Source organism: Anaerotignum propionicum DSM 1682 (assembly GCF_001561955.1).
Classification (GTDB): domain Bacteria; phylum Bacillota; class Clostridia; order Lachnospirales; family Anaerotignaceae; genus Chakrabartyella; species Chakrabartyella propionicum.
Map to the genome: position 1 here is coordinate 579,264 of NZ_CP014223.1, position 22,429 is coordinate 601,692.

A 22,429-nucleotide genomic window follows, 5' to 3' on the forward strand; every position below is an offset into this window, starting at 1 on the left:
GGTGCAGACCATGTCAAGAATCGGTAAACTCCCTGTTGCAGTGCCTGCAGGCGTTGATGTTAAAATCGGCGAAGGTAATCTGCTTACAGTGAAGGGCCCCATGGGTACTCTGGAAAGAAAATTATCCGCTGACATGCATATCGCAATGGAAGAAGGTCAGATCGTAGTTACAAGACCTAGTGATCTGAAAAAGCACAAAGCTTTACACGGTTTAACAAGAACATTGATTTTCAATATGGTTGTTGGTGTAACACAGGGCTATGCAAAGGTTTTGGAAATCAACGGTGTTGGTTACAGAGCAGCTAAGTCCGGCAAGAAGTTGACACTTACTTTGGGTTATTCTCATCCCGTTGAGATGGAAGATCCCGCAGGTATTGAAACAATCCTTGAAGGTACAAACAAAATTACTGTTAAGGGTATTGATAAAGAAAAAGTTGGACAGTTTGCAGCTGAAATCAGAACAAAACGTCCCCCTGAACCTTACAAAGGCAAAGGTATTAAATACGCTGACGAGAAGATTAGACGTAAAGTTGGTAAGACCGGTAAGAAATAATCAACGCCTGACGGCTTGAGTATTTATATCGGAAAATGACTAATTTTTAGAAACGGAGTGAAATACTATGATTAGAAAGCCATCTCGTGCGGCGGCTCGTGTGAAAAGACACTATAGAATCCGCAATCATGTGAATGGAACTGCACAAAGACCTAGATTGGCAGTGTTCAGATCCAATAAGCATATGTATGCACAGATCATCGATGATGTTACACATCACACATTGGTTGCAGCTTCCACAATGGAATCTGAAATTGCAAGCAAAGTTGAATTTACTTCCACTGTTGCTGCAGCAGCTGTTGTTGGTGAAGTTCTGGCAAAAAGAGCAGTTGAAAAAGGCATTACAGAGGTTGTTTTCGACAGAGGCGGTTTCATTTACCATGGTAAAGTGAAAGCTTTGGCGGATGCAGCAAGAGAAGCCGGATTAAATTTCTAAGGCAAGGAGGAAAGCAAGTTGAAGAGAATCGATCCAAGCACTTTAGATCTGAAAGATAAAGTAGTAACTATCAACCGTGTAACAAAGGTTGTTAAGGGTGGTCGTACATTCAGATTCGCAGCTCTGGTTGTAGTTGGTGATGGCAATGGCCACATTGGTTGCGGCATGGGCAAAGCGGCTGAAATTCCCGATGCCATCCGTAAAGGCAAAGAGGATGCAATCAAAAACATCATCAAAGTAGAAAGAAACGATGTTGACAGCATCTATCATGATGTGCAGGGTGTATTCGGCAGCGCTAGCGTATTATTGATGCCAGCTGCTGAAGGTACTGGCGTTATCGCTGGTGGTCCCGCTCGTGCGGTACTGGAATTGGCAGGCGTACGTAACATCAGAACAAAATCCTTGGGTTCCAACAATAAGCGCAACGTTGTAAGTGCAACAATTGAAGGTTTGTCCAGAGCGACAACACCTGAAGCAGTTGCAAAGCTTCGTGGCATTACTGTAGAAGAACTCTTAGGTTAAGGAGGAATTGACAGTGGCTGAAATTAAAATCACATTAGTGAAATCTACAATCGGAGCAGTTCCGAAACATAAAAAAACAGTGCAGGCTTTGGGACTGAAAAAGACAAACAGCAGTGTCATTCAGCAGGACAATGCGGCTATCAGAGGAATGATCCATCAGATAAGCCACCTTGTAAAAGTTGAAGAAATTTGATTTGAGGAGGTGCAAAAATGAACTTATGCGATTTGAGACCTGCAGAAGGCTCCAAGGAAAGTGCATGGAGACGCGGCAGAGGTCATGCAACAGGTAACGGTAAAACAGCAGGCAGAGGCCATAAAGGCCAGGGTCAGCGTTCCGGTGCCGGCGGTAAGTGCGGTTTTGAAGGCGGTCAGATGCCTTTATACAGAAGACTTCCCAAAAGAGGCTTCACATGCAGAAATAGTAAAGAAATCATTTCCATTAACGTTAGCATGTTAAACGTTTTTGAAAACGATGCAGTAGTAGATATCGATGCTTTAAAAGCTGTTGGCTTAGTTAGCAATCCCAGAGACGGCGTTAAGATTCTCGGAGAGGGTGAGCTTGAAAGAAAACTTACAATCAAAGTAAATCAGTTTAGCAAAACTGCGCTTGAAAAGATTGAAGCAGCCGGCGGAAAAGCAGAGGTGATTTAATGTTTAAGATTTTCGTTAATTCCTGGAGAACGAAAGAAATTCGAAACAAAATATTGTACACTCTGATGATTTTTGCAATCGTTAGATTAGGTACATTAATCGCTTTACCCGGTATTGACGCGGCAAGTGTAATCGCAGCGAGGGGAGCGACTGGTGTTGGTACACTGTATAGTGTAATCGCCGGTGGCGCAAACTCAAGTTGGTCCCTTTTTGCAATGGGTATCGGCCCATATATTAATGCATCGATCATTATGCAATTGCTGACGATTGCTATTCCGAAGTTTGAACAGCTTTCAAAAGAAGGCCCGGAAGGGCGTAAAAAGTTACAGTCTTACAGCAGATATCTGACAGTTGTGTTGGCGCTGATCCAGGGTGCAGGTCTCACATATACTTATCAGAATATGTTCCTGACCAACAACACGCTGATTTATGCAGCTTCTGTAATTTGTTTGGTTACCGGTTCTGCATTCGTAATGTGGCTGGCTGAGCAGATAACTGCAAAGGGCATTGGAAACGGTTCTTCCATGATTATTTTTATCAATATCGTTTCTAACTTGCCTCAAGGTATTGCAAGTATGTATTATACAATTTCTGGTTCCGGCGTAGCCGGTGTTGCAAAAGTTGCAGCGATTTTAATCATTTTGCTGGTTGTATTGGCATTTATTGTATGTGTAAATACAGGTGAAAGAAGACTGCCTGTGCAGTATTCTTCCAAAATGGCAGGACACAAGCAAATGGGTGGAAGCAGCACAACAATGCCTATTAAGGTAAATACTGCAGGTGTTATTTCAATTATCTTTGCGATTTCCCTGTTGCAGTTCCCACAGCAAATCGGCAACTTTATTCCCAATAAAGGTGCGACATTTACAAAGATTACAGAAATTCTTAATATGACACATCCCATTGGTGCGTGTCTGTATATTGCGCTTATTTTATTCTTCACCTATTTCTATACTTCTATTGTGATCAACCCCAATGAAATCGCAATGAATATGAAGAAGAATGGTGGATTTATCCCTGGTATCAGACCAGGTCAACCTACAAGCACATATATCACAAAGGTTGTAAACAGAATTACTTTGGTTGGCGCCATTTGCTACTCAATTTTGGCTATGGTACCTGTTGTGCTTCAATGGATATTTAAGATTAACGTAGGCTTTGGCGGTACAACATTAATCATCGTGGTTGGTGTTGCGCTGGATATTGTAAAGTCTTTGGAAAGCCAGTTACTCATGCGCCATTATAAAGGTTTTTTGAGTGAATAATCTCGACCTGCTGGGAAATGCTTAGGCATTTCCCGGGGTTGAATGGGGAGTTCAAAAAGAGAAGGGCTATCTAAAGAAAAGAGGTAATGATTGTTATGAAATTGGTTCTCATTGGTGCACCCGCTGCAGGTAAAGGTACACAGGCTGCACGTTTGGTAAAGCATTATGGTATCGCTCATATTTCAACGGGTGACATGCTAAGAGAAGAAGTTGCAAAGGGTACAGAGCTGGGTATTCAGGCGAAAAGCATTATGGCGTCTGGCGGCTTAGTTTCTGACGAATTAATCATTGCTATTGTAAAAGAGAGAATTCAGAAGGATGACTGCAAAAACGGTTTTATTTTGGATGGTTTCCCTCGTACTGTCATTCAAGCCGAAAAGCTTGAAGAAATGGTAGCTCTGGATAAAGTTGTTTATATTAATGCGCCCGACGAGATTATGCTCGCTAGATTAACTGCAAGAGAAACTTGTCCCAAGTGCGGTGCAACTTTTAATAAATTATTCTTGCCTGCAAAGGTAGCCGGTGTTTGCGATGTGTGCGGTGAAGCACTGACCCAGCGTAAAGACGATACAACAGAAGCAGGACTTGCAAGAATTAAAACATTCCACGAACAAAGTGAGCCTTTGGTTGCATTTTATGAAAAAGAAAACATATTAATCGAAGTGGACGGTACCATGCCCATTGACGAAATCACCAAGGCAATCATAAAAGGTCTGGAGAGATAACATGGCAATCACGATCAAAACAGAAAATCAAATTGCGAAAATGCGTAGAGCTGGGCAGCTTCTGGCAAAAACAGAAGAACTCATTGCGAAGGCTATTACACCTGGTGTAACAACGGCATATCTTGATCAGCTGGCAGAGAATTATATTCGCAGTCAAGGCGGTATTCCTTCCTTTAAAGGCTATGGCGGATTTCCCGCAACACTTTGCACCTCAGTAAATGAGGAGGTTGTGCACGGGATACCCGGAAAGCGTATTTTAAAAGAAGGTGATATCCTTAGCGTTGACATGGGATGTATCTTAGAAGGCTATCATGGAGATATGGCCAGAACTTATGCGGTAGGTGAAATTTCAGCTGAAGCAAAAAAATTAATTGAAGTGACCAAACAAAGCTTCTTTGAAGGCATAAAATTTGCAAAAGAAGGCAATCATCTCAATGATATAGGTTCGGCTATCCAGAAATACGTAGAAGAAAATGGATTTTCAGTTGTTCGTGCTTATGTTGGCCATGGTATAGGCAAGGAACTGCATGAGGCGCCGGAGATTCCCAACTTCAGAACATTATCCAAAGGAGCTCAGTTGAAAAAGGGTATGACCCTTGCCATTGAACCTATGGTAAATGTAGGTGACTACAATGTTCGCCTGTTGAAAGACGGTTGGACTACTGTTACCAAAGATGGGAAATATGCAGCGCATTATGAAAATACCATATTGATTACTGACGGTACCCCCGAAATTCTCACGTTACCCTAATAGATAAGGAAGAATAGAGGTGATTGCGTTGGAATATCAAATTGGGCAAATCGTTTTTTCTAAAGACGGACACGATAAGGGTGAGGCAATGATGGTTCTTTCCGTTGAAGGCAGGTATTTATATTTGGCCAACGGAAAAACGCGTAGGCTTGAGAAGCCCAAGCGCAAGAAAATGATTCATGTACAGCCTACCAATTTTGTGGACGCAGTTATGGCCGAAAAAATAATGCAGAATGCTTACATTCTGGATGCGGATATTCGTAAGGCTATAAAAATGTATCAAGTAAAAGCAGCAGACTGTTAAGGAGGTTCTTGGCTTGTCAAAAGATGACGTAATTGAAGTAGAAGGAACCATACTGGAGAAATTACCCAATGCCATGTTTCAGGTAGAGCTGGAAAACGGCCATCAGATCCTGGCACACATTTCCGGGAAATTGCGTATGAACTTCATCCGTATTTTGCCGGGCGACAAAGTATTAGTTGAAATGTCTCCCTACGATCTGTCTAAGGGCAGAATTATTTGGAGAGCGAAATAAGGAAGGAGCGATCACAATGAAGGTAAGACCATCTGTAAAACCTATGTGTGAAAAATGCAGAATTATTAAAAGAAAAGGTCGTGTAATGGTCATTTGTGAAAATCCAAAGCATAAACAGAAACAAGGCTGATATATATTTTATGACTTATCCGAAGGGAATACCTTTTAGAGTCGTTTGATAAATCCGTCAATGTACCGGGAGGAGCATACAGTTAATAGCAGAGGCAGCGTACAGGCTGACGGCTGTTCGCTCTGTTTGTAATGCCCAATGGGTACAAATTATTTATGCGAAAATTTTTGAAGATGAAATAACTGAGTGAAAATTATAGGAGGTGCAAGATATACATGGCACGTATTGCTGGTGTAGACTTACCAAGAGAAAAGCGCGTTGAAGTTGGTCTGACTTATGTTTATGGCATCGGTCACCCTAGTGCAGTTCGTATTTTGAACGAAGCTGGTGTAGATCTTAATACTAGAGTAAGAGACTTAACTGATGATGAAGTGGCTAAAATTCGTGAAGTCATTGATAAATCCCAAAAGGTTGAGGGTGACTTGAGAAGAGAAATCGCTCTGAACATCAAACGTCTGATTGAAATCGGCTGTTACAGAGGCATCCGCCACAGAAAAGGCTTGCCTGTAAGAGGACAGAAAACAAAGACAAACGCAAGAACAAGAAAAGGTCCTAGAAAGACCGTTGCGAATAAGAAGAAATAATTGATTTCAAAGGAGGTTTGAATAATGGCTAAGAAAACTGTGAAAAAGACAACAACTCGCAGACGCCGTGATAAAAGAAAAGTAGAACGTGGCCAGGCTCACATTCAGTCTACTTTTAATAATACAATCGTTACAATCACTGATGCTATTGGCAATGCGCTTTCTTGGGCAAGTGCTGGTCAGCTGGGCTTTAGAGGATCCAAAAAATCCACACCTTATGCAGCACAGATGGCTGCAGATACAGCTGCAAAGGCTGCTTCTGACTACGGTCTGAAGACGATTGAAGTTTTTGTAAAGGGCCCCGGTTCAGGTCGTGAAGCTGCAATCCGTGCATTGCAGGCTGCAGGTTTGGATGTTACAATGATTAGAGACGTAACACCCGTTCCTCACAACGGCTGTAGACCACCTAAGCGCAGAAGAGTATAATCATCAGGAGGTGTAGATAAATGGCAAGAGATAGAGTACCCGTACTGAAGAGATGTAGATCCTTGAACTTGGATCCCATCTACCTTGGTATTGATAAAAAATCCAAAAAGCAAAACTTAAAAGCAAACAGAAAAATGAGCGAATACGGCCTTCAGATGAGAGAAAAGCAGAAAGCTAAATTCATCTACGGCGTTTTAGAAAAACAGTTCAGAGGCTACTATGCTCAGGCTGAAAAAATTGCAAAAAAGAAGGTATTCCCGGTGAAAACCTGCTTATGCTTCTTGAAATGAGACTGGATAACGTAATGTTCCGTCTTGGCTACGGCAGAACAAGAAAAGAAGCAAGACAGATTGTTCGTCATAAACATGTAACCGTAAACGGTAAGCCTGTTGATATCCCTTCCTATCAGGTAAAGGTTGGCGACACAATTGAAGTAAAAGAAAAATATAAATCCATTCAGAGATACAAAGACGTTTTGGCTTCTACTGATGGCAAAATCGTTCCTGAATGGCTGACCGCTAACCATGATGCGTTAAGCGGCACAGTTGTAGCAAAACCTACAAGAGCACAGATTGACATTCCTGTTGAAGAAACATTTATTGTCGAGCTGTACTCCAAATAATCTGAAACGGTTGTGCAAAAAAGTCAATCAAAAAGCTGTGGGGCAAAATGTCCCGCAGCACCTTAATATAAAAAAGGGAGGTTTGAATGAGTGTTTGAATTTGAGAAACCTCGTATTGAGATTGCTGAGATGGCACCGGACGGAACTTATGGTAAGTTCGTGGTAGAGCCTTTGGAAAGAGGCTATGGCACAACATTAGGAAATTCCCTGAGAAGAATATTATTATCTTCTCTTCCTGGGGCAGCTGTCAGCAATGTAAAAATTGATGGCGTGCTTCATGAATTTAGCGTAATTCCCGGGGTAAAGGAAGATGTAACAGAAATCATCCTGAACTTAAAGGGACTTGCAATTAAAAACACCAGCGAAGGAAACGAACCCAAAATTGCCTATATTGACGTTGAGGGTGAGGGGGAAGTAAAAGGTTCTGATATTAAAACAGACAGTGATGTTGAGGTTTTGAATCCCGATCATCACATTGCAACACTTTCCGGCGGCGCTGGCAGCAAGCTTTATATGGAGATTACCATCAACAAAGGACGCGGTTATATTGGTGCGGACAAAAACAAAAAAGATGACCAACCAATTGGCATGCTCCCTGTTGACAGTATTTTCACCCCCGTTACCAGAGTAAATTTCCTTGTGGAAAATACTCGTGTTGGCCAAATTACCGACTATGATAAATTGTCATTGGAAGTATGGACCAACGGTACTATTGCACCCGATGATGCAGTCAGCTACGGTGCAAAAATTTTAAATGAGCATCTGAACCTGTTTATTGATCTTTCTGATAACGCAAAGGATGCTTCTATTATGGTTGAGAAAGAAGAAGGTAAGAAAGAAAAGGTTCTTGAAATGAGTATTGAAGAGCTGGATCTTTCTGTTCGTTCTTACAACTGCTTGAAGAGAGCGGGCATCAACACAGTGGAAGACCTTGCAAATAAGACAGAAGAAGAAATGATGAAGGTTAGAAATTTGGGACGCAAGTCCTTGGAAGAAGTTTTAAACAAAATGGCAGAGCTTGGCTTGGCATTAAGACCCAGCGACGAATAAGTTCTGCCCGTTACTATTATTACCGTAGGATTACGCCACCACATAAGCCCGAGGAGCAGTGGTGGCGGGCACTATCTTACGGGGATCAACTAGGAGGATACAAACCATGCATGCATCCGGTTATAGAAAACTTGGTAAAACAACACCCCAGAGAAAGGCTTTGTTAAGAAACCAAGTAACAAATTTGCTGTACCACGGCAAAATTAAAACAACAGAAACAAGAGCGAAGGAAGTAAGAAGAATTGCTGAAAAGCTCATCACAATTGCTGTGAAAGAAAAAGACAACTTTGATGAAGTTGAAGTAACAGCGAAAGTTGCAAAAAAAGACGCAAGCGGCAAGCGTGTTAAAGAAGTTGTAAATGGCAAGAAAGTAACTGTTTACAATGAAGAAAAGAAAACAGTAAAGAAGGATAAGCCTTCCAGACTTGCAGCAAGACGTCAACTGTTAGCTTATCTTTACCCTGTAACTGAAGTTCCTGCTGATGGCAAGAAAGTTAGAACAATGAGTAAAGAAGTTGACATGGCAGCGAAATTGTTTGATGAAATCGCTCCTAAGTATGTTGACCGTAACGGTGGTTATACAAGAATCGTTAAGCTGGGCGCAAGAAAAGGCGACGGCGCGATGGAAGTATTCATTGAATTGGTTTAATAGATAAATGAAAGCGGTTCTCCATTTGGGGAGCCGCTTTTTGCATGGTTCTCTGTCTATTATTTGTGAAAATATGACATATGATATATAATGTTTATTATGCTAAATAAAGAACCATTGGAGTTTCATGCTAGGCAGAGAGAAGCATGATTAACTGTATATTGGGCATACCTTTATGGAGGTTGATTATGAAGAAAAGAAAATATCTTATTACAATTGCAGTAATAGGTTTCCTTATTTTTATTTGGCATCAAGAGCCACCTAAAGGGATAGGATTGACCAACCAATTTATCGGTACTTATGCTTGTCAAACAGATCCCCAGTGTTATATTACTGTATATAAAGATGGGAACTTTTATTATTACAATCAGACTATTTTTCATTATAAAGGCGTTTTTAAAGAATCTGCAAAAGACACCTATGCGTTGTCAGGAAAGAAAATTACGCCCCAAAGCATTACCAGTAAAGAACGTTCTTTTCGATTTTTAGATGGAGAAACTGAATTGAGCTTTAAGAAAATATATGAAATTCCTTTGATTACGGAAACAGTGAAAAAACTGGCTGAATAACTTGAAATCATTCTAAGTGCCCTATAGAAGGTTAAAAAAAGGTTTGTTTATGAAGGTAGTATCTTTAAAAACGAGAAATATTGAATTCTCATTGAAAAAGTCACACACAAAGATTTGTGCGTGACTTTTTATAATAAGAAAGGGATTTACATTAGTGAAGAATCGATGTTAAAGTAGTAGTATTATTATAGGTCTGCTCTGCGTGAATTGTAGCCGCCTCTTTCTTTTCTTGATTGTGTTGAATTGCTACTGTCAGAGACATAAATGTCACGAAGGATAGGGAAAAAGCTAAGATGGATGCACCTGCAAGTTTCAATAATTGTTTTTTCATAAATGTCTCTCCTTTCAAAAAGAAACTTTGTTTTTATTATTGTAGCATAAAGGGGGCTTACGTAGGTTACAGTGGGTTTACGATGTTGTTACAGTCACCTTTCTCCTATGTTACCAACAGATTACAGCTCTTGATTTCTATGGTCTAAGAATAACACAGAAAGCAGTAGATACACTTAAGGCAGAATTACGATGTGTTTACGAAAAATTGAAGATTTTATTAAGGGAACAAACTGTACTTTTAGTATAGCAAAGCCCTGTTTTTCTTGACTTTTTTGTGGAAAAAACGTATCCTATTCATAGCTGTGAACATTAGTTGTCATAGACTTAAGAGGATGAAAATCTTTATAGAAAAGGTGAAATTATGAAAATGGTGAAGGCCGAAGGTTTGACGTATGAATATACCAAAATACTTGAAACAGACCACGGCACTGAGGAAGAAAAAGTTTCTGCTTTGAAAGCAGTTGATTTAGAGATAGAAAAAGGGGAATTTGTTGTTGTTCTGGGTCATAATGGCTCTGGAAAATCTACCTTTGCAAAGCACATTAATGCATTGCTGGAACCCACAGCAGGTACGTTATGGGTGAAAGGTATGGATACCAAAAATGGAGAATTGATATGGGATATTCGTCAATCCGCAGGTATGGTTTTCCAAAATCCAGACAACCAACTTGTAGCAACGGTTGTAGAAGAGGATATAGCCTTTGGCCCTGAGAATATGGGCATTGCCCCGGAAGAAATTCGCCGCCGTGTGGATGAAGCTTTGGCTACGGTTCATATGGAGAAGTACGCAAAGCATACACCATCAAAGCTATCCGGCGGTCAGAAACAGCGTATTGCCATTGCAGGTGTGCTTGCTATGATGCCTGATTGCATTGTTTTAGATGAACCTACAGCCATGCTGGACCCTGTGGGACGCAAAGAGGTATTGGAGACCATTGAACGCTTAAATAAAGACGAAGGCATTACCATTATTCTGATTACCCACTATATGGACGAAGCAGTCCGAGGGGATCGTGTTTATGTGATTGATGATGGCGAGGTAGTGATGGAAGGGAAGCCCAAGGAGATTTTTTCTCAGGTTGAGCGGTTACAGCAGTATGGCTTGGATGTACCGCAAGTAACGGAGGTTGCCCATCTTTTACGCAAAGAAGGCGTTGACATACCCGCAGATATTTTAACAGTCGAGGAAATGGTAGGTGCACTATGTCAATTAAAATTAACCACTTAACATATATTTATAATCCTGAAACTGCTTTTGAGAAAAAAGCGTTGGATAATGTTTCCCTGGAAATTAAAAAAGGAGAATTTGTTGGTCTTATCGGACATACAGGCTCGGGCAAATCAACCTTAATACAACATTTGAATGGCATTATCACTCCAAGCAAGGGTGAAATTTTGTTAGATGGGGAAAATATTCATAGGGATAAAGCAAAATTAAAAGAGGTGCGTAGGCGTATTGGTTTGGCATTTCAATACCCAGAATATCAGCTTTTCGAAATGACGGTCTATAAGGATGTTGCTTTTGGCCCTACCAATATGCAATTATCTAAAGAAGAGATTCATTCCAATGTGGTTTCGGCATTGGAAACTGTGGGTATTGCCCCTGAGCTATACGAAAAATCTCCCTTTGAGCTATCTGGAGGGCAGAAACGTCGTGTAGCTATTGCTGGTGTTTTAGCCATGAATCCTGAGGTATTAATATTGGACGAGCCTACAGCAGGTTTAGACCCCAAGGGTCGGGACGAAATACTACAAGCAATCAAGCATCTTCATGAAGAGCGAGGAATAACAGTTATTTTGGTGAGCCATAGCATGGAGGATGTTGCGAAATTGGTTGATCGAATTATCGTAATGCACGAAGGAAAAGCTGCCATGGAAGGCACTCCCAAAGAGGTTTTTTGCCATGTGCAGGAGCTGGAGGCCATGGGGCTGGCAGCACCTCAGGTAAGCTATGTTTTTCAGGCACTGAAAGATAAAGGTTTTGATGTACCGTTGGATATTTTTACGGTGGAGGAAGCAAAAAAAGTGTTGATGAATTTGGTAAGGCAGGTGAGGGTATGATTCGGGATATTACCATAGGGCAGTTTTATCCAGTGGATTCCCCTATCCATCGCCTAGATGCCAGAGTAAAACTTACCTTGACTTTTTTGTATATTATAACGCTGTTTATGATTAATAGTTTTGCAGGATATTTGTTTGTAATATTGGTTTTAGCAACGGTGATTCAGGTATCCAAGGTACCTATAAAGTTTATGCTTAAGGGAATTAAAGGTATCATTATTATTATTTTATTTACAGCTTTTATTAATCTTTTCATGACGAAGGGAGAACATGTACTTTGGCAATGGGGCTTTTTAAGTTTGACCATGGAAGGAATTGTGCTGGCTGCTAAAATGTGCATTCGTTTGGTTCTTTTAATTGTAGGGTCATCTGTGCTGACTTTGACCACTACCCCCATTCAATTGACGGATGGCATTGAATTTATGCTTCGTCCATTTAAAAAAATTGGGGTGCCTGCCCATGAAATTGCAATGATGATGACAATTGCGCTTCGCTTTATTCCAACCTTGCTGGATGAGACAGATAAAATTATGAAAGCTCAACAGGCCAGAGGTGCGGATTTTGATTCAGGAAACTTGATGCAAAAAGCCAAAAGCTTGATTCCTATTCTAGTTCCTCTGTTTATATCCGCGTTTCGTCGTGCAGAAGAGTTGGCAATGGCCATGGAGGCAAGGTGTTATCATGGAGACGAAAATAGAACCCGTATGAACCGTATGCAAATACAAAAAAGAGACTACAGTGCATTTGCCATGGGGATACTTTATCTTGTGGCGATTCTTGGCATAAGATATGCAACAAATACATTTGGATTTTTGATTTAGTCTTTTTGCGGTATTTAGAATAACACTTCCGACTTTAAATAATTTAATGAGTGAATCAGTGTTTAATTTCTTTATTAGGTAAAAATTTTTGGTTACTGGTTAAATGGAAGGTTAGAAAGAATTTGCGAAAATAGATGTAAAACCTTATAATACGATAGTTAGGGGGAGGTTTTGCATCTCCCTTTCTATATGTCAGGAGGCATTTTGTGAAGCGTATACTATTGACCATTGCCTACGATGGAACCAACTATAGCGGATGGCAAAAACAATTGTCACCGGAAGTAAAAACTGTTGAAGGTGAATTGGAGAAGGCGCTAAGAGCTCTGTTTCGTTCCCCCAATTTAATCTGCATCGGCGCAAGCAGAACGGACAGAGGGGTGCATGCGTTGGGTCAAAGGGCAACAATAGATGTAGAAACAAACATACCTGTTGAAAAAATTCCCCTTGCCGTTCGCTCTCTGCTTCCTTCGGATATTGTGGTGGTAAAGGCGGAAGAGGTTCCTGCAGATTTTCATCCAAGGTATGATTGTATCAAAAAAACCTACGAATATCGTATTTGGAATGGCCCCATGCGAAATCCTAAGGAACGGCTCTATACAACATTTGTATATAGTCCCCTGGATTTGGAAAAAATGAATAAAGCGGCTAGCAACTTTATTGGTACCTACGATTTTGCTGCGTTTTGTGCAGCTGGAAGTACTGTTTCATCTACGGTTAGAAGCATTTTTGATTGTTATGTAAAAAGTGAAGGTAACGTAATTTCAATTTATGTGACTGGTGACGGATTTTTGTATAATATGGTGCGAATTATGGCGGGAACTTTAATCGCTGTTGGGCAGGATAAAGTCTCCCCTGATGAGATTTTACAAATCATACTAAGTGGGAACCGGGAAAAGGCTGGGATAACGGCAGAGCCACAAGGTTTGACTTTGCAGGAAATTTATTATGATTTGCATGGAAAAGCTGTTGACAGCGAAGGTTGAATGTACTATAATTAAAAAGCTGTATTTTGACTTTAGAGCCTTTTGGCTTTAAATATATGTTTCTCAAGGTGGGATCCAACAAGTTATGTGAAACCACATAATGGAGATTGACCGTTTTGTTCCCGCAAAACGGCAAAGTCAACGGATCAAACAAAATATGAATAGGGAGGTAGAAACCATGAGAACAACTTACATTGCGAAGGAATCTGATGTAGTAAAAAAGTGGTATGTAATTGATGCTGCTGATATGACTTTAGGTCGTATTTCTACAGAGATCGCAAACATTTTAAGAGGCAAAAATAAACCACAGTATGCACCAAATGTTGATATGGGTGACTATGTTGTCGTTATCAATGCTGAGAAGGTTGCTGTAACAGGCAAAAAATTGGAGCAGAAGGTATATCATCATCACTCCGGTTACACAGGTGGTTTGAAAACAACTAGACTGGATAAGATGCTGGATACACACCCTGAAAGAGTTATTGAACATGCTGTAAAAGGTATGCTTCCTAAAAATGCTCTGGGAAGAAAGATGTTTGGAAAATTGCATGTATATGCAGGTGCAGAACATCCCCATGCAGCACAGAAACCCGAAAAATTGGAAATTAAATTTTAATAGGAGGAGGAAAGCATAATGGCAGCAGCTAGATATTACGGTACAGGCAGAAGAAAATCTTCCGTAGCTAGAGTATATTTGGTACCCGGCAACGGTAAAATAACAATAAATAAAAGAGATATCAACGAATATTTCGGTCTTGAAACATTGAAGCTGATTGTTCGTCAGCCTTTGGAATTGACAGAAACAACAGTAAAGTTTGATGTTTTGGTTAATGTAAATGGTGGTGGATTTACAGGTCAGGCAGGTGCAATCAGACATGGTATCTCCAGAGCATTACTTCAGGCAGATGGCGATTTCAGACCCGCTTTGAAAAAAGCTGGCTTCTTAACTCGTGACCCTAGAATGAAAGAAAGAAAGAAATATGGTCTCAAGGCAGCGAGACGTGCGCCTCAGTTTAGCAAGAGATAATTATTTCAAAATTTATTTGAAACATCAAAACCCCGAGAACACCAAGTTTTCGGGGTTTATTTTATTGTTTTCTTTTAGCTTATCAAACCTTATCTGCAGTTTTTTGCAAGAACTTCTAAGAAATTTATAAGTTTGAAAACTGTTTAAGAGTAACGTTTGAGAATTTCTATAAGGTTTTTAATAAATTTTTTTAATAAGTTTACTGGTAGCACTTTATAGTAACAGAAGAATCAGCTAGATTATTATCCTTTGTGAAAAATTATGAATGACATACATATGATACGCAAATGACACAAAGAATCACGATGATTTTTAAGCCTACCTTTACTGTTTTCACATAACAACCGCTTATATGTAAAAATTTTTTTCGGATTTCTGATATTTGCTTAAGTTTTCTATGTCGTTTACTTTTACTATTATTTTTTATTTCCGAAAGTTAATACTCATAGGTTATTAAAATTCAAGTTAAAATCTTATAATATCCTCAGTGATAAACTAAGATTGAATGCTTAATAATTGAATTGTCTTACAGAAAGAATCAAATGTTTTTTTCAATAGTTGTAATGAAAAATGAAGAAAAGTCATTTTTTTGTTAAAGTTATAAATAATAATAATTATTTAGAAATTTTCGACAATTTTTGCAGACAAAACGAATATAAATAATGCAATTTTTTGTATTAGCATGAACTTCAATGTAAAAAAATATAATGGAGGTAGTGATATTTTGCTATTTTTGTTATTGACAGGCACTGAAAAGGGTGGTATATTTTGAACAAAGATTCAATATGTTGAATTAATTCAAAATATTGAACGATTCATCATGAATCTGGCCTTGATTTCTGTGTTGCAGCAACGAAATATGGGCATTGGAATTTTACTCATTTATTTTTTTGAAGGAGGAGATATTATGACGGGTACAACTTTAATTAGTGCTGACAATACGTGGGCACTTATGGCTATCACTTGTGGCTGGGTTGCGTTTTCCATTTACGCAGAACAGACATGGGCTTGGGCCTCCAAACTTTCCGGTGCAATTATTGCACTGATTGGGGCATTGCTATTAACGAATCTGAACATTATCCCCACAAATGCACCTTGGTTTGATGATATTATTTGGGGCTATGTGGTTCCACTTGCGATACCGCTGTTGCTGCTGCAGTGTGATATTCGTAAGATTTGGAAGGAGTCGGGAAAGCTGCTGATTATTTTCCTGATTGGTTCGATTGGCACTACTTGTTCAGCTGTTTTGGCGTTCGGTTTACTGAAGAACTATGTTCCTGATGCAGCAGGTGTTGCTGCGATGATGACGGGCTCTTACATTGGTGGCGGTGTTAACTTTGCTACGTTGGCTGGCTCCTTTGAAATTCCCGGCGAGACAGTTGCAGCAACAACAGTGGCAGATAACCTATTAATGGCTTGCTATTTCTTCGTACTAATTGCAATTCCAAGTATTGGACTCTTCCGTAAGGCTTTTAAACATCCCCACTTAGATGAGGTGGAAAGTGTTGGTGTTGATGAAGCTGCAAAGACACAGGCGGCTGCTTACTGGGAAAGAAAACCTATCTCTTTAAGAGACATTGCCGTTGATTTTGCAATCAGTGCTATTATTGTTTGGGTTTCATTTTCTATTGCGAAGATTTTAGGCAATGTTATCCCCAAAAGTAATGAAGGACTAATTGTGTTAAATGCAATATTGAGTAATAAGTATTTGATTATGACAACAGTTGCAATGGCAGTTGCTACCTTTGGCTCTAAGCATGTGGCGAAGACAGCAGGTGCTCAGGAAATCGGTACATACTTAATTTATTTGTTCTTATTTGTAATCGGTGTTCCTGCATCCATTAAGCAGATTCTTATCAATGCTCCTATGTTGTTTGTATTCTGCTTAATCATGGTTGTTGGTAATATGCTGTTCTGCTTTATCTTTGGTAAGTTGTTTAAGTTCAATTTGGAGGATATTATCCTTGCATCCAATGCAAACATTGGCGGCCCCACAACGGCAGCAGCCATGGCAATTTCCAAAGGTTGGGTTAAATTAGTAGGACCTATCATGCTGGTTGGTACATTGGGGTATGTAATTGGCACATATTTTGGAACAATTATTGGTCAGTTGTTAGGCGCATAAGCATAAGAGATTTTTTGAAGAGACGAAAAGAGGAGTAATATGATATTTGACGGACATTCTGACATCTTTAGTGATGTCACCATCAAACGCCTGCTAGGCGAAACGCAGGTTATAAAAAATCACCATTTAACAAGACTGCGTAAGGGCGGAGTTGAAGGAGGTTGCTTCGTCATCTGGATTGATCCACCTTTTGACAAAGAACCGTCGAGAAGGCTGGAGCAGATATTAAAGGCAACAAAGGATGAAATGGCAGAGTGTGAAGTTGCGGTTTTGGTTCATAATATGGCTGAAATCGAAGCGGCGCAAAAGGCAGGAAAGTTCTTCATCTTACTGGGAATGGAAGGTCTTTCCGGAATTGGGGAAGACTTGGATCAAATCCATATGCTTTATGATTTTGGTGTGCGTCATGCCATGTTGACATGGAACGAGCAAAATCTATTGGCCACAGGGGTTCAAGGTGATCCCTCCAGAGGAGTTACTGAACTGGGGAAAAAAGCAGTTCGCATGTTACAGGAAAAACATATGATTATGGATGTTTCTCATCTAAATGAGCGTTCCTTTTGGGATGTAGTGCATATTGCGGAAGGCCCCATTTTGGCATCCCATTCCAATGCAAAGGCACTGGCGCCTGCCGCAAGGAATCTGTCTGACGAACAACTTTTGGCAATACGAGATACAAAAGGTTTGGTTGGGTTAAATTCCTTCAATCTTTTTGTAAGTCAAAATTTGAACGAGCAAAATGTAGATAATTTAGTGAAGCATGCATCCTACATAGCGGATAAAATTGGTGTGGAGCACCTTGGTTTTGGCTTTGATTTCTTTGAATTTCTTTCATCAGAGTCAATGAAAAGCTATAGCGATCAGGAAACTTCCTATACTGTAGGCTTAGAGGATTGCGCTAGGATTCCCGATTTGCTTTTAAAAATGAAGGCGGCGGGTTTTACAGAAAAAGAGTTGGAGATGATTTCATATAGAAACTGGTTCAACTTAATACAAAAGGTTTTAGGATAAGAAAGCATTATAATACAGATGAAAAAAGGTTGTAAAATAACTCTGATAAAAAAAGAGATTTTATGGCGTAAAAGAACTTGAGATGGAAATTTAGAACTTGAACATGGAAAAAGACATGTCGTTCATAAGCGATATGTCTATTTTCATGTTTTTTTTGCTGTAGAAGTATATTGAAAATAAAAAACGCTGCAATACGCAGCGTGGTGTATCTGTTTAAAAAAAAGGAGGAGTCATTGCCCAAATCGAAATACATTCTTCATCCGTGTTATTAATATATTTATGGGGTAAGGAACTGCTAAAATAAATGCTGTCACCTTCATATAGCACGTACTCGTTACCGTTTAAGTGGACGGTCAATGTACCTTTTAGTACATATCCACATTCTTCTCCTTCATGGCAAAGGGTCTCCTTTTCATAGGTACATCCTTTTTCCAAACGAACTTCTGTCATATCCAACAAATGCCCAGCACGAGTGGGAGACAATAGTTTATAAAAACTGTTATTGTGGTGGGTTACAATGATTTTATGATCTCCTCGACGGATGAGGATGCCATCTTCTTTTTCTTTATCTTCAAAAAAATAATTTATATTTGTATCCAATGCACTGGCCAAGCGCCAGAGGCTGACCACTGAAGGCACAACCAAATCACGCTCAATTTGGCTGATTAAGCCGGTACTTACTTCTGAAATTTTAGAAAGCTCGGCAATGCTTAATTTTTTTTTATTCCGCAGTTCTTTAAGCCGTGAACCGATTTGAAAATCCATGTCGCGTTCCTCCTATATTTAAGGTATGAAAACCAGACCAATTGCGCTGATAGTGTTTTATTTTAAACAAAATTGCAAATAGTATAATAAACCGAATACAATGGCTTACGAAACAAATGGCTTATGAAACAACACAAGTCCGTATTGTGTGATTTTATTTATTATACTACATTTTATCATCAATACATTCATGGAACAATGATTTTTTGAAAAAAGTAAATAATATGATAAGTAGATGCTTTTTTGGGGGGAGATTGCAAAATAAGGGGTTGTGTGCTATGATGTTTAAGGTATATTATAGGTGTTTAATAAACTTTTATAAGCTTGTTTTGTGGGAGTATTTTGACTCATAAGAAGTGTAGTTTCGGAGTTTATTATCAGTACATTTATAATCGGTAAAAAGTATTTTCAAAATTGGAGGATTTTATGTTGACAAGTAAGCAAAGAGCATATTTACGTTCTATGTCAAACGGAATAGATGCTATTTTTCAGGTAGGGAAGAACGGTGTGACACCTGAACTGAGAGATACGGTGCATAATGCGCTGGAAGCAAGAGAATTAATAAAAGTCAGCGTCCTGGATAATAATATGTTATCGGCTGCGGAAGCGGCAGAACTGCTTGGCAGCAGAACAGGGGCAGACGTTGTTCAGGTGATTGGAAATAAATTTGTGTTATTTCGTCAATCAAAGACCAAGCCTGTGATAGAATTGCCAAAATCAAAATAATAATTACTTTGGAGAGGATGCCATGGCTAACGTATTAGATTATCTCCTTTGGCGCGGAGATTTAACGTTGAAGCAATTCCCGTTTCAGGATGTGGATGGCTTTATTATAACATGCTTATCCTATCATTTTTTAACAGAGGTCTTAATGCAATACGATGCCCAGCCTGTATCTATTTGTGAATTGGCGCAAAGAGTCAAAGAGCTTCCTCAAGAAAAGCTTCATATTCGAGATCCTCAAGATGTTGTATTGCTACAGCTCATGGGGAAAAGCCCACGCTTTCAAAATATGGCGGTTTGCTTTTATGCAGACCATATTGATATAGAAAAGGAAGCGCAGTTCTCTGCTATTACGGTTCTTGTTGGGGATGGTACTTTTTTTGTTTCCTACAGAGGAACGGACTTATCTTTGATTGGCTGGAAAGAGGATTTTAATATGAGCTTTTTGGATCTCGTTCCTGCGCAGACAGCGGCGGCAGCTTATCTTTTGTATGTGGCTCAGCAGCTTTCGGGAGAGATTCGTGTTGGAGGGCATTCAAAAGGTGGAAATTTAGCAGTTTTTGCCTCGGCAGTGAATCCTAAAGAAGTACAAGAACGAATTGTATGTATATATAACCATGATGGGCCCGGCTTTCAGGAAGGGATGCTTCGTTTTCAAGGATATCGTGATATTCTTGAAAAATTGCATACCTTTGTTCCCCAATCCTCTATTATTGGAATGCTGATGAATCATCAGGGAGAATATACTGTGGTGAAAAGCGCAGAGAAGGGCGTAATGCAGCACGATCCTTATTCCTGGGAAGTTATGGGGGCAGATTTCGTTCGGTTAGAGGCAGTTTCTGTGGAAAGCAAATTTTGGAATAGAACTCTAAAATGCTGGTTGAAAAGCTTAACCCCCCAGAAACGAGAAAAGTTTGTGGATGCATTGTTCGAATTGCTGTCTGCCACCCATACAGATGAACAAGGAGAGGTTGTTTTATCAACCAAAAATACGTTGCGAACATTGCAAACTTTAAAGGATGAGGATGAGGAAACAAGAGACATTATCTTTGAGGGTCTGCATTTATTGTGGGTTGCTGCAAGAAAAACAGCGGGAGATTATGGATTGGCGTTGCAAAGGCTAGCTGAAGTCAAACTATTGGAGAAGAAAAGATAAAGAGGCGTTTCTATGCGAAGTGAAATAGCAAGTTTTAGGGAATGCAAAAGTATAGCCATTATGGGTGGTACCTTTGATCCCATTCATAATGGACATTTGGTGACGGCGGAGGCTGTGCGCCATCGTTTTAATGTGGACAAGGTCATTTTTATTCCTACCGGCAGACCGGCACACAAGGCAAAGCGTCAGATAACAGCAAATGAGCATCGTTATTTGATGACTGTATTAGCAACCATGCGCAATCAAAATTTTGAAGTGTCTCGCATTGAAATTGACCGACCCGGTATGACATATACTATTGATACCATTGAAGCATTGAAGCAAATGTGTCGACCTGATGTAAGGCTTTATTTTATTACAGGGGCAGATGCCATTCACCAAATCATGAACTGGAAGGAGCCGGAACGACTTTTATCGTTATGCGATTTTGTTGCGGTGACCAGACCGGGGTATGATAGAGAGCGTTTATATGGGGATATTCGGGAAATCAAAGAGAAATTTACCAGCCGAATCCATTTTATGGAAGTGCCTGCACTGGCAATTTCCTCCTCTGATATTAGAAATCGGGAAAAAAGAGGGGAACCAATTAAATATTTATTGCCTCAGGCTGTGGAGGATTATATCCATAAATTCTGCCTGTATCAGGACAAAGAAAAGGATGAGGTGAAATTTATGCTGGATTTAGGGGTAATGCAGGAAAAATTGCAGTCTGCATTGTCAATTAAGAGATATATCCATACCATGGGTGTAGCCGATGAAGCGGAACGTCTGGCAGAAATTTACGGTACCCAAAGGGACAAGCAAAAGGCACGGGTTGCAGGCTTATTACACGATTGTGCCAAGGATTTTCCTCCGGAAATGAGAGAACGTTTTTGTAAGGAATATAAGGTGCCTGTGGATGAATATATGAAAAAGATACCTGATTTGATTCATCCTTTTTTAGGGGCGGAGGTAGCAAAAAGAGAGTATTTGGTTGCAGATGAAGAAATTTTGGGAGCAATTCGCTTTCATACTACAGGAAAAGCAAGCATGTCTTTACTGGAAAAGATTATCTATATTGCTGACTATATTGAACCAAATCGGGAATCTTTTGATGGATTAGAGGAAGCTAGAAGGCTGGCATATCTGGACCTGAATATGGCTATGAAATATATTTTAGAAGAAACAATAAAATATGTAAAAACCAAGGGACGGGAAATACACCCTCTTTCGTTAGAAGCAATAGAATATTATAAGGATTGTTAAGGAGGAATAACATGGACGCAATGAAAGCTGCCAAGATTGCCCAAGAGGCATTGGAGGATAAATTAGGACAGGATATTCGAGTTTTGGATTTAAGAGGTTTATCCAATATTGCGGACTGCTTTGTAATAGCAAGCGGTAATAATGTAAATCATTTAAGAGGAATGGCAGATGAAATCGTGCGTAAGCTGACTCTGGAAGATGTAAAACTGCATCACTCCGAAGGATACAGCGGTGCTACATGGATTTTGCTGGATTTTGGCAACCTCTTGATTCATTTGTTTAATAAAGAACAAAGAGATTTTTATGGTTTGGATCATGTTTGGAGCGATGCAAAGGACGTAAAATAATCGTTGAGAAATGAAATAAACCATAAAAAAGCGTTATCTAATAAATGGGTAACGCTTTTTTGTTTTATTGATATAAGATGAAGGCGAAGTGAAAAAATGGAATGGGAATCTTTTTGGCATAAAGGCATGCAAATGGCAGGAAAATAAGGTATTTTCTGCTCATTTATTAAAAACATTTGTACGTCTGCAATGGAATGTAAAAAAAACTATCAGTCGTTTTTTTCATGACCCATGTAATTACTCATATATTTTATGTAAGACTGTGTTTTTTTTTAATAATTATATCCAATAAAATTTTTTCAAGGGGCAAAGGGTGTAGTAAGAAATGTTTAGAATTTTATACTTTTTTTAATTATCCTTTTT

Annotated in this window: 30 protein-coding genes and 1 pseudogene; 29 read left to right on the forward strand and 2 right to left on the reverse strand. The window is 39.5% G+C overall.

From position 1 onward, the window contains the following. Positions 1-10 precede the first annotated feature (10 nt). From rplF to CPRO_RS02790, 17 genes and pseudogenes are all read left to right on the forward strand, one after another. The gene (gene rplF / locus CPRO_RS02710; protein ID WP_066047618.1) at positions 11-553 is read left to right on the forward strand and encodes a 50S ribosomal protein L6; all 543 of its coding nucleotides are present in this window, start codon (positions 11-13) and stop codon (positions 551-553) included. A gap of 67 nt (positions 554-620) precedes the next feature. Beyond that, positions 621-989, forward strand: coding sequence for a 50S ribosomal protein L18 (gene rplR / locus CPRO_RS02715; protein ID WP_066047620.1), 369 nt, complete (start codon positions 621-623; stop codon positions 987-989). Positions 990-1,007: 18 nt separating this feature from the next. Beyond that, positions 1,008-1,511: a 30S ribosomal protein S5 gene (rpsE, locus tag CPRO_RS02720; protein ID WP_066047622.1), complete on the forward strand. Its 504-nt coding sequence runs from the start codon at positions 1,008-1,010 to the stop codon at positions 1,509-1,511. 13 nt (positions 1,512-1,524) lie between these two features. Beyond that, entirely contained in the window at positions 1,525-1,704 is a 180-nt protein-coding gene (rpmD, locus tag CPRO_RS02725; protein ID WP_066047623.1) for a 50S ribosomal protein L30, read from the forward strand. 17 nt (positions 1,705-1,721) lie between these two features. Next, positions 1,722-2,162: a 50S ribosomal protein L15 gene (gene rplO, locus CPRO_RS02730; RefSeq protein WP_066047625.1), complete on the forward strand. Its 441-nt coding sequence runs from the start codon at positions 1,722-1,724 to the stop codon at positions 2,160-2,162. Next, positions 2,162-3,427 carry a preprotein translocase subunit SecY gene (gene secY / locus CPRO_RS02735; RefSeq protein ID WP_066047626.1) on the forward strand — a complete coding sequence of 422 codons (1,266 nt, stop codon included), beginning with the start codon at positions 2,162-2,164 and terminating at the stop codon, positions 3,425-3,427. The genes rplO and secY overlap by 1 nt, the downstream gene beginning before the upstream one ends. Positions 3,428-3,513: 86 nt before the next feature. Beyond that, complete coding sequence (locus tag CPRO_RS02740; RefSeq protein WP_236782376.1) at positions 3,514-4,152, forward strand: adenylate kinase; 639 nt, start codon at positions 3,514-3,516, stop codon at positions 4,150-4,152. A gap of 1 nt (position 4,153) precedes the next feature. Continuing rightward, entirely contained in the window at positions 4,154-4,903 is a 750-nt protein-coding gene (gene map / locus CPRO_RS02745) for a type I methionyl aminopeptidase (protein ID WP_066047629.1), read from the forward strand. Between the two features lie 19 nt (positions 4,904-4,922). Then, positions 4,923-5,207, forward strand: coding sequence for a KOW domain-containing RNA-binding protein (locus tag CPRO_RS02750; protein WP_082754199.1), 285 nt, complete (start codon positions 4,923-4,925; stop codon positions 5,205-5,207). A 13-nt stretch (positions 5,208-5,220) separates the two neighbouring features. Next, a complete protein-coding gene (infA, locus tag CPRO_RS02755) occupies positions 5,221-5,439 on the forward strand; it encodes a translation initiation factor IF-1 (protein WP_066047631.1) in 219 nt (72 codons plus the stop codon). Between the two features lie 16 nt (positions 5,440-5,455). Further along, a complete protein-coding gene (gene rpmJ / locus CPRO_RS02760; protein WP_004034721.1) occupies positions 5,456-5,569 on the forward strand; it encodes a 50S ribosomal protein L36 in 114 nt (37 codons plus the stop codon). A gap of 215 nt (positions 5,570-5,784) precedes the next feature. Then, positions 5,785-6,153: a 30S ribosomal protein S13 gene (gene rpsM, locus CPRO_RS02765; protein WP_066047632.1), complete on the forward strand. Its 369-nt coding sequence runs from the start codon at positions 5,785-5,787 to the stop codon at positions 6,151-6,153. Positions 6,154-6,177: 24 nt separating this feature from the next. Then, on the forward strand, positions 6,178-6,579 hold the full coding sequence (gene rpsK / locus CPRO_RS02770) for a 30S ribosomal protein S11 (protein ID WP_066047634.1): 402 nt from the start codon (positions 6,178-6,180) through the stop codon (positions 6,577-6,579). Positions 6,580-6,599: 20 nt separating this feature from the next. Beyond that, positions 6,600-7,201 (forward strand): annotated as a pseudogene (gene rpsD / locus CPRO_RS16105) (30S ribosomal protein S4). A gap of 90 nt (positions 7,202-7,291) precedes the next feature. Then, on the forward strand, positions 7,292-8,251 hold the full coding sequence (locus CPRO_RS02780; protein WP_066047638.1) for a DNA-directed RNA polymerase subunit alpha: 960 nt from the start codon (positions 7,292-7,294) through the stop codon (positions 8,249-8,251). A 106-nt stretch (positions 8,252-8,357) separates the two neighbouring features. Next, entirely contained in the window at positions 8,358-8,900 is a 543-nt protein-coding gene (locus CPRO_RS02785) for a bL17 family ribosomal protein (RefSeq protein ID WP_066047640.1), read from the forward strand. A 188-nt stretch (positions 8,901-9,088) separates the two neighbouring features. Further along, entirely contained in the window at positions 9,089-9,469 is a 381-nt protein-coding gene (locus CPRO_RS02790; RefSeq protein WP_066047643.1) for a hypothetical protein, read from the forward strand. Positions 9,470-9,620: 151 nt separating this feature from the next. On the opposite strand, the gene CPRO_RS02795 is transcribed toward CPRO_RS02790, so the two are convergent. Continuing rightward, positions 9,621-9,800: a hypothetical protein gene (locus CPRO_RS02795; protein WP_066047645.1), complete on the reverse strand. Its 180-nt coding sequence runs from the start codon at positions 9,798-9,800 to the stop codon at positions 9,621-9,623. Between the two features lie 363 nt (positions 9,801-10,163). Between CPRO_RS02795 and CPRO_RS02800 the strand changes: the two genes are divergently transcribed. From CPRO_RS02800 to CPRO_RS02835, 8 genes are all read left to right on the forward strand, one after another. Beyond that, positions 10,164-11,030: an energy-coupling factor transporter ATPase gene (locus CPRO_RS02800; RefSeq protein WP_066047647.1), complete on the forward strand. Its 867-nt coding sequence runs from the start codon at positions 10,164-10,166 to the stop codon at positions 11,028-11,030. Beyond that, on the forward strand, positions 11,006-11,863 hold the full coding sequence (locus tag CPRO_RS02805) for an energy-coupling factor transporter ATPase (protein ID WP_066047650.1): 858 nt from the start codon (positions 11,006-11,008) through the stop codon (positions 11,861-11,863). Before CPRO_RS02800 ends, CPRO_RS02805 begins: the two co-directional genes overlap by 25 nt. Further along, positions 11,860-12,684, forward strand: coding sequence for an energy-coupling factor transporter transmembrane component T family protein (locus CPRO_RS02810; RefSeq protein WP_066047652.1), 825 nt, complete (start codon positions 11,860-11,862; stop codon positions 12,682-12,684). Before CPRO_RS02805 ends, CPRO_RS02810 begins: the two co-directional genes overlap by 4 nt. A 206-nt stretch (positions 12,685-12,890) precedes the next feature. Then, positions 12,891-13,667, forward strand: coding sequence for a tRNA pseudouridine(38-40) synthase TruA (gene truA, locus CPRO_RS02815; RefSeq protein WP_066047654.1), 777 nt, complete (start codon positions 12,891-12,893; stop codon positions 13,665-13,667). A gap of 178 nt (positions 13,668-13,845) precedes the next feature. Beyond that, positions 13,846-14,283 (forward strand): 50S ribosomal protein L13, encoded by a 438-nt coding sequence (rplM, locus tag CPRO_RS02820; protein ID WP_066047656.1) that lies wholly within the window; start codon positions 13,846-13,848, stop codon positions 14,281-14,283. Positions 14,284-14,301: 18 nt separating this feature from the next. Continuing rightward, positions 14,302-14,694 carry a 30S ribosomal protein S9 gene (rpsI, locus tag CPRO_RS02825; protein ID WP_066047658.1) on the forward strand — a complete coding sequence of 131 codons (393 nt, stop codon included), beginning with the start codon at positions 14,302-14,304 and terminating at the stop codon, positions 14,692-14,694. Between the two features lie 907 nt (positions 14,695-15,601). Further along, on the forward strand, positions 15,602-16,819 hold the full coding sequence (locus tag CPRO_RS02830; RefSeq protein ID WP_066047660.1) for a DUF819 family protein: 1,218 nt from the start codon (positions 15,602-15,604) through the stop codon (positions 16,817-16,819). Between the two features lie 39 nt (positions 16,820-16,858). Continuing rightward, entirely contained in the window at positions 16,859-17,830 is a 972-nt protein-coding gene (locus CPRO_RS02835; protein ID WP_066047662.1) for a dipeptidase, read from the forward strand. 213 nt (positions 17,831-18,043) lie between these two features. Here CPRO_RS02835 and CPRO_RS02840 read toward each other — a convergent pair whose 3' ends face one another. Continuing rightward, positions 18,044-18,595 carry a cupin domain-containing protein gene (locus CPRO_RS02840; RefSeq protein WP_066047664.1) on the reverse strand — a complete coding sequence of 184 codons (552 nt, stop codon included), beginning with the start codon at positions 18,593-18,595 and terminating at the stop codon, positions 18,044-18,046. A gap of 426 nt (positions 18,596-19,021) precedes the next feature. Between CPRO_RS02840 and yhbY the strand changes: the two genes are divergently transcribed. The 4 genes from yhbY to rsfS are packed head-to-tail and all read left to right on the forward strand — an operon-like array spanning position 19,022 to position 22,066. After that, a complete protein-coding gene (gene yhbY / locus CPRO_RS02845) occupies positions 19,022-19,321 on the forward strand; it encodes a ribosome assembly RNA-binding protein YhbY (RefSeq protein WP_066047668.1) in 300 nt (99 codons plus the stop codon). Between the two features lie 22 nt (positions 19,322-19,343). Next, the gene (locus CPRO_RS02850) at positions 19,344-20,474 is read left to right on the forward strand and encodes an Mbeg1-like protein (protein ID WP_066047670.1); all 1,131 of its coding nucleotides are present in this window, start codon (positions 19,344-19,346) and stop codon (positions 20,472-20,474) included. A gap of 12 nt (positions 20,475-20,486) precedes the next feature. Further along, complete coding sequence (nadD, locus tag CPRO_RS16000; RefSeq protein WP_066047671.1) at positions 20,487-21,719, forward strand: nicotinate-nucleotide adenylyltransferase; 1,233 nt, start codon at positions 20,487-20,489, stop codon at positions 21,717-21,719. A gap of 11 nt (positions 21,720-21,730) precedes the next feature. Further along, positions 21,731-22,066 carry a ribosome silencing factor gene (gene rsfS / locus CPRO_RS02860; RefSeq protein ID WP_066047673.1) on the forward strand — a complete coding sequence of 112 codons (336 nt, stop codon included), beginning with the start codon at positions 21,731-21,733 and terminating at the stop codon, positions 22,064-22,066. Positions 22,067-22,429: the final 363 nt, after the last annotated feature.

What these genes read in the sequence shown, in the direction of transcription:
- rplF (WP_066047618.1), top strand. Translation starts at nt 11, where the DNA reads ATGTCAAGAATCGGTAAACTCCCTGTTGCAGTGCCTGCAGGCGTTGAT.
- rplR (WP_066047620.1), top strand. Translation starts at nt 621, where the DNA reads ATGATTAGAAAGCCATCTCGTGCGGCGGCTCGTGTGAAAAGACACTAT.
- rplO (WP_066047625.1), top strand. Translation starts at nt 1,722, where the DNA reads ATGAACTTATGCGATTTGAGACCTGCAGAAGGCTCCAAGGAAAGTGCA.
- secY (WP_066047626.1), top strand. Translation starts at nt 2,162, where the DNA reads ATGTTTAAGATTTTCGTTAATTCCTGGAGAACGAAAGAAATTCGAAAC.
- CPRO_RS02740 (WP_236782376.1), top strand. Translation starts at nt 3,514, where the DNA reads ATGATTGTTATGAAATTGGTTCTCATTGGTGCACCCGCTGCAGGTAAA.
- map (WP_066047629.1), top strand. Translation starts at nt 4,154, where the DNA reads ATGGCAATCACGATCAAAACAGAAAATCAAATTGCGAAAATGCGTAGA.
- rpmJ (WP_004034721.1), top strand. Translation starts at nt 5,456, where the DNA reads ATGAAGGTAAGACCATCTGTAAAACCTATGTGTGAAAAATGCAGAATT.
- rpsM (WP_066047632.1), top strand. Translation starts at nt 5,785, where the DNA reads ATGGCACGTATTGCTGGTGTAGACTTACCAAGAGAAAAGCGCGTTGAA.
- rpsK (WP_066047634.1), top strand. Translation starts at nt 6,178, where the DNA reads ATGGCTAAGAAAACTGTGAAAAAGACAACAACTCGCAGACGCCGTGAT.
- CPRO_RS02785 (WP_066047640.1), top strand. Translation starts at nt 8,358, where the DNA reads ATGCATGCATCCGGTTATAGAAAACTTGGTAAAACAACACCCCAGAGA.
- CPRO_RS02790 (WP_066047643.1), top strand. Translation starts at nt 9,089, where the DNA reads ATGAAGAAAAGAAAATATCTTATTACAATTGCAGTAATAGGTTTCCTT.
- CPRO_RS02795 (WP_066047645.1), bottom strand. Translation starts at nt 9,800, where the DNA reads ATGAAAAAACAATTATTGAAACTTGCAGGTGCATCCATCTTAGCTTTT.
- CPRO_RS02800 (WP_066047647.1), top strand. Translation starts at nt 10,164, where the DNA reads ATGAAAATGGTGAAGGCCGAAGGTTTGACGTATGAATATACCAAAATA.
- CPRO_RS02805 (WP_066047650.1), top strand. Translation starts at nt 11,006, where the DNA reads ATGTCAATTAAAATTAACCACTTAACATATATTTATAATCCTGAAACT.
- CPRO_RS02810 (WP_066047652.1), top strand. Translation starts at nt 11,860, where the DNA reads ATGATTCGGGATATTACCATAGGGCAGTTTTATCCAGTGGATTCCCCT.
- rplM (WP_066047656.1), top strand. Translation starts at nt 13,846, where the DNA reads ATGAGAACAACTTACATTGCGAAGGAATCTGATGTAGTAAAAAAGTGG.
- rpsI (WP_066047658.1), top strand. Translation starts at nt 14,302, where the DNA reads ATGGCAGCAGCTAGATATTACGGTACAGGCAGAAGAAAATCTTCCGTA.
- CPRO_RS02830 (WP_066047660.1), top strand. Translation starts at nt 15,602, where the DNA reads ATGACGGGTACAACTTTAATTAGTGCTGACAATACGTGGGCACTTATG.
- CPRO_RS02835 (WP_066047662.1), top strand. Translation starts at nt 16,859, where the DNA reads ATGATATTTGACGGACATTCTGACATCTTTAGTGATGTCACCATCAAA.
- CPRO_RS02840 (WP_066047664.1), bottom strand. Translation starts at nt 18,595, where the DNA reads ATGGATTTTCAAATCGGTTCACGGCTTAAAGAACTGCGGAATAAAAAA.
- yhbY (WP_066047668.1), top strand. Translation starts at nt 19,022, where the DNA reads ATGTTGACAAGTAAGCAAAGAGCATATTTACGTTCTATGTCAAACGGA.
- CPRO_RS02850 (WP_066047670.1), top strand. Translation starts at nt 19,344, where the DNA reads ATGGCTAACGTATTAGATTATCTCCTTTGGCGCGGAGATTTAACGTTG.
- nadD (WP_066047671.1), top strand. Translation starts at nt 20,487, where the DNA reads ATGCGAAGTGAAATAGCAAGTTTTAGGGAATGCAAAAGTATAGCCATT.
- rsfS (WP_066047673.1), top strand. Translation starts at nt 21,731, where the DNA reads ATGGACGCAATGAAAGCTGCCAAGATTGCCCAAGAGGCATTGGAGGAT.